At 70.3% G+C, this 13582-nt stretch carries 9 protein-coding genes; 7 read left to right on the forward strand and 2 right to left on the reverse strand.

What is annotated here, in order from left to right; all coding sequences use genetic code 11:
- Positions 1-5: 5 nt before the first annotated feature.
- A complete protein-coding gene (locus BXA03_RS25545) occupies positions 6-869 on the reverse strand; it encodes an amidohydrolase family protein (protein WP_076511995.1) in 864 nt (287 codons plus the stop codon).
- A 103-nt stretch (positions 870-972) separates the two neighbouring features.
- Here BXA03_RS25545 and BXA03_RS25550 point away from each other — a divergent pair, with 103 nt between their 5' ends.
- From BXA03_RS25550 to BXA03_RS25580, 7 genes are all read left to right on the forward strand, one after another.
- Complete coding sequence (locus BXA03_RS25550) at positions 973-1746, forward strand: crotonase/enoyl-CoA hydratase family protein (RefSeq protein WP_076511996.1); 774 nt, start codon at positions 973-975, stop codon at positions 1744-1746.
- Positions 1747-1771: 25 nt separating this feature from the next.
- Positions 1772-3679 carry a feruloyl-CoA synthase gene (locus BXA03_RS25555; protein WP_234983843.1) on the forward strand — a complete coding sequence of 636 codons (1908 nt, stop codon included), beginning with the start codon at positions 1772-1774 and terminating at the stop codon, positions 3677-3679.
- Between the two features lie 57 nt (positions 3680-3736).
- Complete coding sequence (locus BXA03_RS25560; RefSeq protein WP_076511997.1) at positions 3737-4501, forward strand: SDR family NAD(P)-dependent oxidoreductase; 765 nt, start codon at positions 3737-3739, stop codon at positions 4499-4501.
- Positions 4502-4568: 67 nt separating this feature from the next.
- Complete coding sequence (locus BXA03_RS25565; protein WP_076511998.1) at positions 4569-6380, forward strand: tannase/feruloyl esterase family alpha/beta hydrolase; 1812 nt, start codon at positions 4569-4571, stop codon at positions 6378-6380.
- 36 nt (positions 6381-6416) lie between these two features.
- Positions 6417-7403 (forward strand): Bug family tripartite tricarboxylate transporter substrate binding protein, encoded by a 987-nt coding sequence (locus tag BXA03_RS25570; RefSeq protein ID WP_076511999.1) that lies wholly within the window; start codon positions 6417-6419, stop codon positions 7401-7403.
- Between the two features lie 71 nt (positions 7404-7474).
- Positions 7475-9169, forward strand: a complete 1695-nt coding sequence (locus tag BXA03_RS25575; protein WP_076512000.1) for a tannase/feruloyl esterase family alpha/beta hydrolase — start codon at positions 7475-7477, stop codon at positions 9167-9169.
- Positions 9170-9186: 17 nt separating this feature from the next.
- Positions 9187-10890, forward strand: a complete 1704-nt coding sequence (locus tag BXA03_RS25580; protein ID WP_076512001.1) for an acyl-CoA dehydrogenase family protein — start codon at positions 9187-9189, stop codon at positions 10888-10890.
- A 9-nt stretch (positions 10891-10899) separates the two neighbouring features.
- Here BXA03_RS25580 and BXA03_RS25585 read toward each other — a convergent pair whose 3' ends face one another.
- Positions 10900-13362, reverse strand: a complete 2463-nt coding sequence (locus BXA03_RS25585) for an ATP-binding protein (protein WP_159444757.1) — start codon at positions 13360-13362, stop codon at positions 10900-10902.
- Between the last annotated feature and the right edge of the window lie 220 nt (positions 13363-13582).

Below are 13582 nucleotides of genomic sequence, written 5' to 3' on the forward strand. Positions count from 1 at the left end.
GACGCCTACTTCAGCCCCAGCAGGCGCACCGCGTTGTCCTTCAGGATCCCCGGCATCACCTCGGGCTTGAAGCCGGCTTCCTGGAAGTCCTTCATCCAGCGATCCGGCGTGATCAGCGGGTAGTCGCTGCCGAAGAGGATGCGGTCCTTCAGCAGCGTGTTGGCGTACTGCACCAGCTGCTTCGGAAAGTACTTGGGACTCCAGCCGGACAGGTCGATCCAGACGTTGGGCTTGTGCGTGGCCACCGACAGCGCTTCGTCCTGCCACGGGAAGCTGGGGTGGGCCATGATGATCTGCATGTCCGGGAAGTCGATGGCGACGTCGTCCAGGTGCATCGGGTTGCTGTACTCCAGTCGCAGGCCGCCGCCGCAGCGCATGCCGGAGCCGATGCCGCTGTGCCCGGTGTGGAAGATGGCCGGAAGCTTGTGCTCGGCGATCACCTCGTACAGCGGCCAGGCCATGCGGTCGTAGGGATGGAAGCCCTGCACCGTCGGATGGAACTTGAAGCCCTTCACGCCGTGCTCCTCGATCAGCCGGCGCACCTCGCGCGCGCCCATCTTGCCCTTGTGCGGATCGACGCTGCCGAAGGCGATCATGATGTCGCTGTTCTTCTGCGCCGCCTCGGCGATCTCCTCGTTCGGGATGCGTCGGCGGCCCAGGTTGGACTCGCTGTCCACACCGAACATCACCAGCCCGATCTTGCGCTCGCGGTAGTAGTCGATGCTCTCCTGGATGGTGGGGCGCCGGCTGGAGCGGAAGTACTTGTCCGCCGCGCGGTCGTACTCCTCGCCATAGTTGTCGAAGGGGTTCCAGCAGCTGATCTCGGCGTGGGTGTGGATGTCGATGGCAGTGAGGTTCGCGATGTCCATGGGGCGCGTCTCCATTGGGGTAAGTACTGATGAGTTGGCCGTTCCGGGCCGTTGAATTGATTATTTTTGATAACCATAATCGATCCAACTTCCGAACGCAATCATGACCCATCAGGACCTCAGCCTCGACATCCAGGGCGACATCGCCATCGTCCGCCTCACGCGCCCGGCCAAGCGCAACGCCCTCAATGACGGCCTGATCCTGGCCCTGCGCAACACCTTCGAGAGCCTGCCCGACACCGTGCGCGCCGTGGTGCTCGACGGCGAAGGCCCGCATTTCTGCGCCGGGCTGGACCTTTCGGAAATCAGCGAGCGCGATGCCGGCGGCGGCCTGCGCCATTCGCGCATGTGGCATGCCGCACTGGAGCTGGTGCAGCATGGTCCCGTTCCCGTGGTGGCCGCCCTGCACGGCGCCGTGGTCGGTGGCGGCCTGGAGCTCGCCAGCGCCTGCCACATCCGCGTGGCCGATGCCAGCACCTTCTATGCGCTGCCCGAAGGCACGCGCGGCATCTTCGTGGGCGGCGGCGGCTCGGTGCGGATCCCGCGCCTGATCGGCGTGGCCCGCATGACCGACATGATGATGACCGGCCGCGTCTACAACGCCGAGGACGGCGAGCGGGCCGGCTTCGCACAGTACCTGGTGCCCGAAGGTGCGGCCGTCGACAAGGCCATCGAACTGGCCCGCCGCATCGCCACCAATGCGCCGCTGACCAACTACGCATTGATGCACGCGCTGCCCCGCATCGCCGAGCAGAGCGCCGACCACGGTTTCTTCACCGAGGCGCTGATGTCCGGCATCGTGCAGGACGCGCCCGAGGCCAAGGCCCGCGTGCGTGCCTTCCTCGAAGGCAAGGCCGCCAAGGTGAGCAAGGGCTGAGGCCCGGGTCCGCACGGAGAAGAACATGACGGAGACACTGGACATGCCTACGCCCACCGCCACCGCCACCGCCGCACCGGCCGCCCGCTACCGCGCGCTCGAATTCGGCATCACCCGCGGCGTGCTGCGCGAGGTTGAGGGCGGCGTGCAGTACCTGCAGGCCGACAAGCCGCTGGGCCATCATGCCCACCGCATGACCGACCGCCTGGTGTACTGGGCCGCCATGGCGCCCGATCGCACCTTCGTCGCCCGCCGCGCCCGCAATGCCGACGGCAGCACCGGCGACTGGATCCGCATCAGCTACCGCGAGGCACTGGCCAAGGTCCGCGCCATCGGCCAGGCGCTGCTGGACCGCGGCCTGAGCGAAGACCGGCCCGTCGCCATCCTGAGCGAGAACAGCATCGAGCACCTGCTGCTCGCGCTGGGCGCACTCTACGTTGGCATTCCGCACTGCCCGGTGTCGCCGCCCTACTCGCTGGTCAGCAAGGACTACGACAAGCTGCGCCATGTGATCGGCACGCTCACGCCCGGACTGGTGTTCGCCAGCGACACGCGCTATGCCGCAGCCATCGCCGCCGTGGTGCCCGCCGACACCGAGGTGGTGCTGGGCGGCGGCGCGCTGGAAGGGCGCACGGTCACACCGCTGTCGCAGCTGCTGGCGACCGAGCCCACCTCGGCGGTCGAGGCGGCCATGCACGGCACGCACCCGGGCACCATCACCAAGTTCCTGTTCACCTCGGGCTCCACCAAGAATCCCAAGGCGGTCATCAACACCCATCGCATGTGGTGCGCCAACCAGCAGCAGCTGCGCGCCTCCATCCCGGCGCTGGGCGAGGAGCCGCCGGTGCTGGTCGACTGGCTGCCCTGGAACCACACCTTCGGCGGCAACCACAACGTCGGCATCGTGCTGGACAACGGCGGCACGCTGTACATCGACGACGGCAAGCCCACCCCGGGTGGCATCGCCGAGACGCTGCGCAACCTGCGCGAGATCGCCCCCACCGTCTACTTCAACGTGCCCACCGGCTTCGAGTACATCGCCAACGCGATGGAGGAAGACCCGATGCTGCGCAAAAAGCTGCTGTCGCGCTGCCGCATGTTCTTCTATGCCGGCGCCGCCCTGCCCCAGGCCGTGTGGGACCAGCTGCACCGCCTGCAGGAGGCCGAGATCGGCGAGCGCCTGGTGATGGGCACCGGCCTGGGCATGACCGAGTCCGGCCCCTTCGGCCTGTACATCACCCGGCCCGAAGTGCGCACCGGCGACCTGGGCCTGCCCACCGCGGGCATGGAGATCAAGCTGGTGCCCACGGACGGCAAGGTCGAGATCCGCTACCGCGGCCCCAACGTCACGCCCGGCTACTGGCGCATGCCCGAGGCCACGCACGAGGCCTTCGACGAGGAAGGCTTCTTCAAGACCGGCGACGCCGTCACCTGGATCGACCCCGACAACATCCACCTGGGCCTGCGCTTCGACGGCCGCATCGCCGAGGACTTCAAGCTGGCCACCGGCACCTTCGTGAGCGTCGGCCCGCTGCGTGCCAAGGTGATCGCCTTCGGCGCGCCCTATGTGCAGGACGTGGTGCTCACCGGCATCAACCTCAAGGAAGTCGGCGCGCTGATCTTCCCGACCCAGGCCGTGCGCGAACTGGCGCCCGGCCTGCCGGCCGATGCGCCGCTCAAGGACGTGCTGGCCCATGCCGATGTGCAGCTGCACTTCCAGAAGGTCGTCGACCGCCTGGCCGGCGACGCCACGGGCAGTGCCAACCGCATCGCCCGCGCTGCGCTGGTGGCCGAGCCGCCTTCCATCGACAAGGGCGAGATCACCGACAAGGGCTCGATCAACCAGCGCGCCGTGCTCAAGCACCGCGACGACGCGGTCCAGGCCCTGCACGCCGACACGCTGCCCTTCACCATCAAGCCCCAGTGGCAGTAGCCATCGGCGCCCTCCCCTTGAGGGGGAAGGCGCAAGACCCGACAAGGAGATGAATCCATGAAGATCGAAGGACAGAGCGCCCTGGTCACCGGTGGCGCTTCCGGTTTGGGCGAAGCCACCGCCCGCGAACTCGCACGCCTGGGCGCCAAGGTGGCGGTGCTCGACCGCAACCTCGACCAGGCAAAGAAGGTCGCGGCCGACATCGGCGGCACCGCCTTCGCCTGCGACATCACCGACACGGCGAGCGTCGAGGCCGCACTGAGCGCCGCGGCGGAGGCCCACGGCCCCGCCCGCATCCTGATGAACGTGGCCGGCATCGGCAGTGCCAAGCGCATCGTCGGCAAGGATGGCAGCGCCGCTCCGCTGGAGGACTTCGCCCGCGTCATCCAGGTCAACCTGATCGGCACCTACAACGTGAGCCGCCTGTTCGCGGCCCGCTGCGCCAAGCTCGAAGCGCTGGACGGCGGCGAACGCGGCGTGATGATGTTCACCGCCTCCGTGGCCGCCTTCGACGGCCAGGTCGGACAGCAGGCCTACAGCGCCTCCAAGGGCGGCCTGGTCGGCATGACGCTGCCGATGGCACGCGACCTGGCGCAGCACGGCATCCGCGTGTGTACCGTGGCGCCCGGCATCTTCGCGACGCCGCTGCTGCTGGAGCTGCCCGAGCCGGTGCAGCAGTCGCTGGCCGCCGCCATCCCCTTCCCCCCCCGTCTGGGCAAGCCCTCGGAATTCGCCGAGCTGGCCTGCCACATCGTGACCAACGGCCACCTCAATGGGGAGGTGATCCGGCTGGACGGCGCGCTTCGCATGGCGCCGCGCTGAACCGGGGACGGCAGCGGACCGTCCCCTTGTACGAAGACCTTCAACACAACCACCACGGAGACAACCGATGAAGAAGAAGGAAGACGGCAAGACATTCGCGCTGCGCGCACTGGCGGCCGCAGCCCCGTTGGCGCTGCTGGCGGCCTGCGGCGGCTCGGGCAACGACAACGCGCAGAACGCGGCCCTGGCGGCGGCACTGGCGGCCGCGAACCGGCCGGCGCCCGCACCGGCGCCGGCACCGGCCCCAGCGCCTGCACCCGCGGTCGAGACCATCCCTCAGCTGTCGGCCGCCGTGGGCGCCGCGCTGCAGTCCTGTACCGACCTGGCCACGCGCATCAGCTTCCCCAACACCACCATCAGCGCCTCCACGCTGGTGACGGCGGGCACGCTCAAGATCGCAGGCAGCGATGTGCCCGAGCACTGCCTCCTGACCGGCAGCATGTTCCCGCGCACCAGCAGCGTGGACGGCAAGAACTACGCCATCGGCTTCGAGATGCGCCTGCCGCGGGCCTGGAACGGACGCTTCTTCTACCAGGCCAACGGCGGCCTGGATGGCAGCGTCGTGACCGCCACGGGCACCCTCGGCGGTGGCCCGCTGACCGGTGCGCTGTCGAACGGCTTCGCCGTGCTGAGCTCCGACGCGGGCCACACGGCCGCCGTGGGCGCAACCTTCGGCATCGACCCGCAAGCCCGCCTCGACTACGGCTACCAGGCCGTGGCCAAGCTCACGCCCATGGCCAAGAGCGCCATCCAGACCGCCTATGGCAAGGGCCCGGACCGCTCCTACTTCGGCGGCTGTTCGAACGGCGGGCGCCACGGCATGGTGGCGGCCTCGCGCTACGCCGACCAGTACGACGGCATCATCGCCGGCGACCCCGGCACCCGCCTACCGCTCGCCGCCACGGCCAACATCGCTGGCGCGCAGACCTATGCCACGCTGGCAACCACGCCGGGCGATCTGGGCAGTGGCTTCACGCAGGCCGAGCGCACGCTGGTCACCAAGGCCGTGCTGGCGCAGTGCGACGGCCTGGACGGCGCCGCCGACGGCATGGTGCAGGACACCGCGGCCTGCCAGGCGGCCTTCGACATCAACCGCGACGTACCCACCTGCGCCACCACGCGCAACGGCACCTGCCTGAGCGCGGACCAGAAGACGAAGATCGACAAGCTGTTCAGGAACGGCGCCACCACACCCAGCGGCCAGCGCATCTACAGCAGCTTCCCCTACGACGCCGGCCTGGACACGGGCGGCTGGAGCTTCTGGAAGTTCACCGTACCGGTGGCACTGGACTCGGGCTCGGTGGGCCTGGTGTTCCAGTCGCCGCCCGAAGACCCGAGCTTCAACGGCGCCAATTTCGCGCTGACGGCCAACCTGGACACCGTGCTGGCCAAGGTGCTGGGCACCACTGCCCTGTACACCGAGAACAGCATCTCCTTCATGACGCCGCCCAACTACGGCAAGCTGCCGGCGCTCAAGAAGCGCGGCGCCAAGCTGATGGTCTACCACGGCACGGCCGACCCGATCTTCTCGAGCGACGATTCGGTGAGCTGGTACAAGCTCCTGCAGCAGGACAACGGCGGCGACGCATCCAACTTCGCCCGGCTGTACCTGATCCCCGGCATGAACCACTGCTCGGGCGGCCCCGCCACCGACCAGTTCGACATGCTCAGCGCCATGGTGAACTGGGTCGAGAAGGGCCAGGCGCCCGACAGCGTGGTCGCCAGTGCCCGGGGCACCGGCAATGCCGGCGGTGTGAACACCGACCTGCCCGCCACCTGGTCCGCCACCCGCACCCGGCCCCTGTGCCCCTATCCGAAGGTCGCCCGCTTCAATGGCACGGGCAGCCTGGAGGATGCGGCCAACTTCAGCTGCCGCTGACCCCCGCTTTCCTACCCTCGTTCTCCGGAGACTTCCATGCAACACCGTCGTCAATTCCTCCACACCCTGGGCGGCGCGGCCGCCCTGGGCGCCCTGTCGCCCCTGTCGGCTTTCGCGCAGGCCATCGAGCAGGTCAAGATCATGTACGGCTTCCCGGCCGGCAGTGCGGGCGACACCGTCGCCCGCCGCGTGGCCGAGAAGATCGCCGGCTCGGCCTATGCCAAGGGCGCCTATGTCGAGAACAAGCCGGGCGCCGGCGGCCGCATCGCGGTCGAGACGCTGAAGAACTCGCCGCCGGACGGCTCAGTGCTCACGCTGGCGCCGGTGTCGGCCATCGCGGTGTACCCGTACATCTACCCCAAGCTGACCTACAAGCCCGAGGACGTCACGCCCGTCTCCATAGGCGCCATCATGTTCCACGGCCTGGCCGTGGGCCCGGCCGTGCCGGCCGAGGTGAAGACGCTGAAGGACTTCCTGGCCTGGGCCAAGGCCAATCCGGGCCAGGCCAGCTACGGGTCGCCCGGTGCCGGCTCGATGCCGCACCTGCTGGGCGCGCTGCTGGGCATGCGCTCGGGCGTGGAACTGAAGCACGTGCCCTACCGCGGCACCGTGCCCAGCATCACCGACCTGGTGGGTGGCCAGATCGCCGCCGCCATGAACCCCAGCGGCGACTACCTGCAGTACATGAAGAACGGCCGCGTGCGCGTGCTGGCCACCTCCGGCCGCAAGCGCTCGCCCTACCTGCCCGACGTGCCCACCTTCACCGAACTGGGCTATCCGGACGTGACCTCCGAGGAATGGTTCGGCTTCTATGCCCCGGCCAAGACGCCGGCTGCGACCCTCGCTTCGGCCAACGCGGCCATCAACACCGCGCTCAAGGACAAGTCGGTGATCGACTCGCTGGCGCTGGTGGGCCTGGTGGCCCATGGCACCACGGCGCAGGACATGGCCGCCGACCAGAAGGCGGAGTTCGAACGCTGGGGTCCGCTGGTCAAGCAGATCGGCTTCACGGCAGAGTCCTGATCGCCCCAGGCTGCCATTGGCGAAGCCGGCTCGTACGATGCCGGCTTCGCGCCGTTTGCGAGACCCTGTCCATGAACGCCTTCCGCCTTGCCGCCATCGGCGGTGCCATCACCCTGCTCGCGGCTTGTGGCTCGCGTCCGCCGGACGCCGCCACGTCCATGAAAGCCGCACGGCCGGGTGAGCTGCACACTTGCGAGCGGCTGGAGGCCGCGCCCGGCGTGGTTTTCACCGACGTGCGCAGCGTGCCTGCCGGCCCGGTGGCCGTGCGTGGCGGCAGCGAGCAGGCACCGGCCCACTGCCTGGTGCAGGGGCGCATGGCCGAACGCACCAGCACGGTGGACGGCCAGCGCTACGCCATCGGCTTCGAGCTGCGGCTGCCGCAGGCCTGGAATGGCCGCTTCCTGTTCCAGGCCAACGGCGGGCTGGACGGCGTGGTGGTGCCCGCGCTGGGCGGCATCGGGGGCGGCGGGCCGCGCAGCAACGCGCTCTCCATGGGCTTCGCGGTGGTCAGCAGCGACGCCGGCCACCCGGCCCCCAATCCGCGCTTCGGCCTCGACCCCCAGGCGCGGCGCGACTACGGCTACAGCGCCGTGGCCCAGCTCACGCCGGTGGCCAAGCAGATCGTGGCCCAGGCCTATGGTCGGCCGGCCGACCGCTCCTACATCGCCGGCTGCTCCAACGGCGGCCGGCATGCGATGGTGGCCGCCTCGCGCCTGCCACAAGCCTTCGACGGCGTGCTGGCGGGCAACCCCGGCTTCCACCTGCCCCGCGCGGCCGTGGCCCAGCTCTACGGCGCGCAGCAATACGCGCCGCTCGCCACGGCCAAGACGCCACAAGGCGAACCCGACCTGCAGACCGCCTTCACGCCCGGCCAGTTGCAGACGCTCTCGCGCGCCGTGCTGGCGCGCTGCGACATGCTCGACGGCCTGACCGACGGCATCGTCGGCGACCTCAAGTCCTGCCAGGCCCGCTTCAACCTGGGCCGCGACGTGCCCACCTGCACTGCCGGCCGGCAGGACAGCTGCCTGGACCCGGCCCAGAAGATGGCGCTGGCGCGCGTCTTCGCCGGCGCCCGCGACAGCAACGGGCGGCAGATCTACAGCAGCTTCCCCTTCGACCCCGGCGTCTCGGGCGCCAACTGGCGCGAATGGAAGCTGGCCAGCCCCGCCACCCGCGATGCCGGCGCCGTGGCCTTCATCTTCAGCACGCCACCGATGGCCGACCGCCCGCAGGGCATGGCCTTCGCGCTCGGCTTCGACATGGACCGTGACGCGCCGCGCATCGACGCCACGCAGGCGCCCTATGACGAATCCGCCATGTCCTTCATGACGCCTCCCAATGCCGAGCGGCTGCAGTCGCTGCGGGCGCGCGGAGGCCGCATGATCGTCTACCACGGCACGGGCGACGGTGTGTTCTCCTCCGACGACACCGCAGCCTGGTACGAGCGCGTGCAGGCCAACCATGCCGGCCGGGCGGGCGAGTTCGTGCGCTACTTCCCGGTGCCGGGCATGAACCACTGCAGCGGCGGCCCCTCGACCGACCAGTTCGACATGCTGACCGCACTCGTCGACTGGGTCGAAGGCGGCCATGCGCCCGAGCAGGTCGAGGCCCAGGCCCGCGGCCCCGTCTCGCCGCAGCCCAATCCCGAAGTGCCTGCCAACTGGGCGCCCGACCGCACCCGGCCCCTGTGCCCCTATCCCACCGTCGCCCGCTTCCGCGGTGGCGACACCGAACGCGCGACCAGCTTCGCCTGCGTCGCGCCCTGACTTCCTGCCCGCTTCCCATGGATTACGCACCCCGTCCTGAAGACGTCCGCTTCCTTCTCGAACCCGTCCTGGGCGCCTCCCAGCAGCTGTCCCGGCTGGCCCCCTTCGCCGAGGTCGATGCCGACCTGCAGGCCCAGGTGCTGGAGCAGGCCGCCACCTTCGTCGGCGAGGTCATCGCGCCGCTGCAGCGCGATGGCGACGAGATCGGCTGCCGTCTCAAAGGCGGCCAGGTCCGCACGCCGCCGGGCTTCGCCGCCGCCTACCAGGCCTTCGTGGAGGGCGGCTGGCCCAGCCTGTCTGCCGCGGCCGAAGACGGCGGCCAGGGCCTGCCCGCCGTGCTGGAGGCCGTGCTCTACGAATGGCTGGCCGGTGCCAACCACGGCTTCACCATGGCGCCCGGCCTGCTGCACGGCGCCTATGAATGCATCCGCCACCATGCCAGCGACGAACTGAAGGCCCGCTACCTGGGCAAGGTCGCCACCGGCGAATGGCTGGCCACCATGTGCCTCACCGAGGCCCATGCCGGCAGCGACCTGGGCCTGGTGCGCACGCGCGCCGTGCCGCAGGCCGACGGCAGCGTGCGCGTCTCGGGCACCAAGATCTTCATCTCGGGCGGCGAGCACGACCTCACGCCCAACATCGTCCACCTGGTGCTGTGCCGCCTGCCCGACGCGCCGGCTGGCCCCAAGGGCCTGTCGCTGGCGCTGGTGCCCAAGGTGCTGGAGGGTGGCGAGCGCAACGCCGTGCAGTGCGAACGCATCGAGGAAAAGATGGGCCTGCACGGCAGCCCCACCTGCGTGATGCGCTTCGACGAGGCCACCGGCTGGCTGGTGGGCGAGCCCGGCCGCGGCCTGGCCGCCATGTTCGTCATGATGAATGCAGCCCGCCTGCATGTGGCGCTGCAGGGCATCGGCCTGCTCGACGCCGCATGGCAGAAGGCGCATGCCTATGCGCAGGAGCGCCGCCAGATGGTGGCCCCGGGCGCCGACCGCGCGGCCGGCCCCAACCTGATCGCCGAGCATCCCGCGGTGGCGCGCGTGCTGGACGTGCAGCGGGCCTGGATCGACGGCGGCCGGCTCATCGCCTACCGCACCGCGCTGCAGCTGGACGTAGCGCGCCATGCCGACGATGCCAAGGCGCGCGAGGCCGCGCAGCAGTGGTGCAGCTACATCACGCCCGTGCTCAAGGCCGCATGCACGCAGCAGGGCTTCGACGGCGCCAGCGCCTGCCTGCAGGTCTTCGGCGGCCACGGCTATGTGCGCGAATGGGGCATCGAGCAGATCCTGCGCGACGCCCGCGTGACCATGATCTACGAGGGCACCAACGAGATCCAGGCCATCGACCTGCTGGTGCGCAAGGTGCTGCCCGATGCCGGCGCCGGCTTTGCCGCCACGCTGCTGGCGCTGCGCGACGAACTGGACGCCTCGCGCGACGTCGATGCCGACGCCCAGCGCCGCCTGGCACAGCTGCGCTACCTGACCACCCAGATCGCCATGGCCGCCCATGCCCAGCCGCGCCTGCCCTACGAGCTGGCCGACGACTATCTGCGGCTGGTGATGGTGACGCTGCTGGCCTGGGCCTGGGCCCGGATCGAACAGGCGCCCGGCGCTGGCGAAGCGCAGGCGCGCGCCGCCCGGGCCTTCCGCCGCTGGGTGCTGCCGGAGTTCGACATGCGGGCGGCCATCATCAAGAAGGCGTGCGAGCCGCAGGCTCAGGCCTGAGCGGCAGCGCTAGGGCGCCGGCGGCCGCGGCTGCGCCATGCGATCCGCCAGCATCTCGAAGACTGCCCGCAGCGCCTCGATGTCCACCGGCTTGGTGAAGTGGAAATCCATGCCGGCCTGCTGCGAGCGCAGCCGGTCCTCCTCGCGGCCCCAGCCCGACAGCGCCACCAGCAGGGGCCGTGACGGGCCGTAGCGGGCCCGCACGAACTGCGCGACCTCCCATCCGTCCATGCCGGGCATGCCGATGTCCAGGACCACGACGTCCGGGCGCTGCGCCTCGATGGCGCGCAGGCCCGACTCGGGCGTGTGGGCCGCCTGCGCTTCGAAGCCGTGGACACGGAGCAGCAGGCGCAGGCTGTCGGCCGCGTCGGCGTTGTCGTCCACCACCAGCACACGCCAGGCAGGGTCGGCCGGGATCGGCCTTGCCGGAGGGAGCGCCGGCGCCGTCTTCGGGCCGAGGTCCGGCTGCGCGATGCCGCCGCCTGTCGCGCCCATCAACGGCAGCCGGACCTCGAAGGTGCTCCCCTGCCCGAGGCCGGCGCTGCGGGCCTCGATGGCGCCACCATGCAAGGCCACCAGGCTGCGCGCCAGATGCAGGCCGATGCCGCGTCCGCCCTGGGCCCGATGGCGGGTGGCCGGTACCTGGATGAAGCGCTCGAAGATGCCGGTCAGCATGTCCGCCGCGATGCCCACGCCGCTGTCGCGCACCGTCACCACCGCCCAGCCCGGTTCGCGGCGCGCCCCGATGCCGATCTCGCCCCCCTCGTCGGTGTACTTGGCGGCGTTGTTGAGCAGATTGGCGAACACCTGCGCGAGGCGAACGGGATCGGCATCCAGCCACAACGGCCCGTCGGCCAGCTCCACGGTCAGTCGATGGCGCATGGCGGACAGCAGCGGCCGGCTGGTTTCGACCGCAGCCTCCAGCACCGCCCGCAGGTCGGCCCGCTCGCGCCGCAGCTCGACCTGGCCTCCGGAGATGCGGGACAGTTCCAGCAGATCGTCCACCAGCCGCACAAGATGGTCGAGCTGGCGTGTCAGCACCGGCAGCGCACCGGCCACCACCCCGGGTGCGGCATCCGCGGCCTGGATCGCCTGCAGACCGGCACGCATGGGCGCCAGCGGATTGCGCAGCTCGTGCGCCAGCGTGGCCAGGAATTCGTCCTTCTGCCGGTCGGCATCGCGCAGCGCCTGTTCCTGGGCGCGCCGCTGCGTGATGTCATTGACCAGCACCGCCACCTGTCTCAGCTGCGGCTCGCCCAGGCGGAAGGCATAGACGTCGAAGAAGCGGGCGAGCGACCGCGCCGCCTGCTGCACCCGCACCGGCTCGCCCGTGAGCGCCACGCGGGCATAGAGCTCGTACCAGGCCTCCTCCATGTCGGCCGAGATGTCCCGCATCGAGCGACCCACCGCATCACTGATGCCGGTGTGGCGCTCGAAGGCCTGGTTGATCTCCAGGAAGACGTAATCGTGCGGCGCACCGCCCTTGCCGATGCGCAGCTGGATGACGCAATAGCCCTCGTCGATGGAGTCGAAAAGGCTGCGGTAGCGCCCTTCGCTGGCACGCAGCGCCTGCTCGGCCAACCGGCGCTCGGGCGCGTCGCTGGCGATGCCCAGCCATTCCACCACCCGCCGCGAGGCATCGCGCATCGGCACGGCCCGGGAAAGGATGCGACCCGCGCTGCCGTCGGCGCGCAGCACCCGGTGCTCCAGCTCGAAGGCATCGCCCTTGGCAATGGCCTGCTGGATGGCCTGCCTCACGCGGGCGCGCTCATCGACGGGGATGTAGACGTCGACCCAGTCCTGCCGGGCGCCCGGCCCGGTCGGCACCATCGAACGCCCCTGCAGATGGCGCATCTCGCGCCAGTCGGCGCTCATGCGGTACACCAGATCGGCACCCAGGCTGGCACTGGCAAAGACGCGGACACGTTCCTCGGCCTGCCGGAGTTCGGCCTCCAGCGAGAACCGCACCAGGCCGTCGCACGCCTGACGGGCGAGCAGCCGCAGCGGCGCGGTGTGGTCGGCATCGGGCAGACGCGATGCGGCAAAGCCCACCACCAGGACACCCATCAACAAGCCGCCCTGCTGCTGCAACGGCAGGGCCATCCAGGCCCGGATGCCGGTCCTGCGCAACTCTGCGCGAAAGCGTGGCGACAGGGCGAGCCGCCCGCCGTCGCTCACGTGGGCGGGATCGGACCTCAGCGTGTTGCGGCTGGCGATACGGCAGCCCTTCGCCAGCGCATGCGCCACACCCGGCTCCTGGCCGGCCAGCGCAGTGAGCCGGGCGGCCTGGCTATCGGGCAGCCCATGGCTGCGCAGCAGGCCCCACCGCTCCTGCGATGCATCGAAGGTCTGGATCAGCGCCGCATCTGCACCGGCCAGTTGCACGGCCCCGGCCAGCCAACGGTCCAGGCACTGGGCCAGCGTGACGTCCGCCCGCGCGCAGAAGTCGCCGGTCTCGAGGAGCAATGCCATCGATGCCTGTGCGCCGCTGATCCCATCTGCCATGCCCGTTCGTCCACCTCACGCGACGGCCATCGAGCAGCCGGACCGCACCCCGGTGCTCCTTCGCGGGCAGTGTGGCAGGCGGGGCTCGCCCGCGGTGTCGGAATCGCCTCAATTCGCGGCAGCGCGCAGGCACGTCGGCGGCGCAGGAGGCGCTCGTTTAAAGTAGCCCGCTCCTGCACCGGCCACG

It is taken from the genome of Pseudacidovorax sp. RU35E (assembly GCF_900156165.1).
Lineage (GTDB): Bacteria > Pseudomonadota > Gammaproteobacteria > Burkholderiales > Burkholderiaceae_C > Xenophilus.

Bases quoted from the DNA above. Each gene is read 5' to 3' on its own strand.
- BXA03_RS25545 (WP_076511995.1), bottom strand. From the start codon at position 869: ATGGACATCGCGAACCTCACTGCCATCGACATCCACACCCACGCCGAG.
- BXA03_RS25550 (WP_076511996.1), top strand. From the start codon at position 973: ATGACCCATCAGGACCTCAGCCTCGACATCCAGGGCGACATCGCCATC.
- BXA03_RS25555 (WP_234983843.1), top strand. From the start codon at position 1,772: ATGACGGAGACACTGGACATGCCTACGCCCACCGCCACCGCCACCGCC.
- BXA03_RS25560 (WP_076511997.1), top strand. From the start codon at position 3,737: ATGAAGATCGAAGGACAGAGCGCCCTGGTCACCGGTGGCGCTTCCGGT.
- BXA03_RS25565 (WP_076511998.1), top strand. From the start codon at position 4,569: ATGAAGAAGAAGGAAGACGGCAAGACATTCGCGCTGCGCGCACTGGCG.
- BXA03_RS25570 (WP_076511999.1), top strand. From the start codon at position 6,417: ATGCAACACCGTCGTCAATTCCTCCACACCCTGGGCGGCGCGGCCGCC.
- BXA03_RS25575 (WP_076512000.1), top strand. From the start codon at position 7,475: ATGAACGCCTTCCGCCTTGCCGCCATCGGCGGTGCCATCACCCTGCTC.
- BXA03_RS25580 (WP_076512001.1), top strand. From the start codon at position 9,187: ATGGATTACGCACCCCGTCCTGAAGACGTCCGCTTCCTTCTCGAACCC.
- BXA03_RS25585 (WP_159444757.1), bottom strand. From the start codon at position 13,362: ATGGCATTGCTCCTCGAGACCGGCGACTTCTGCGCGCGGGCGGACGTC.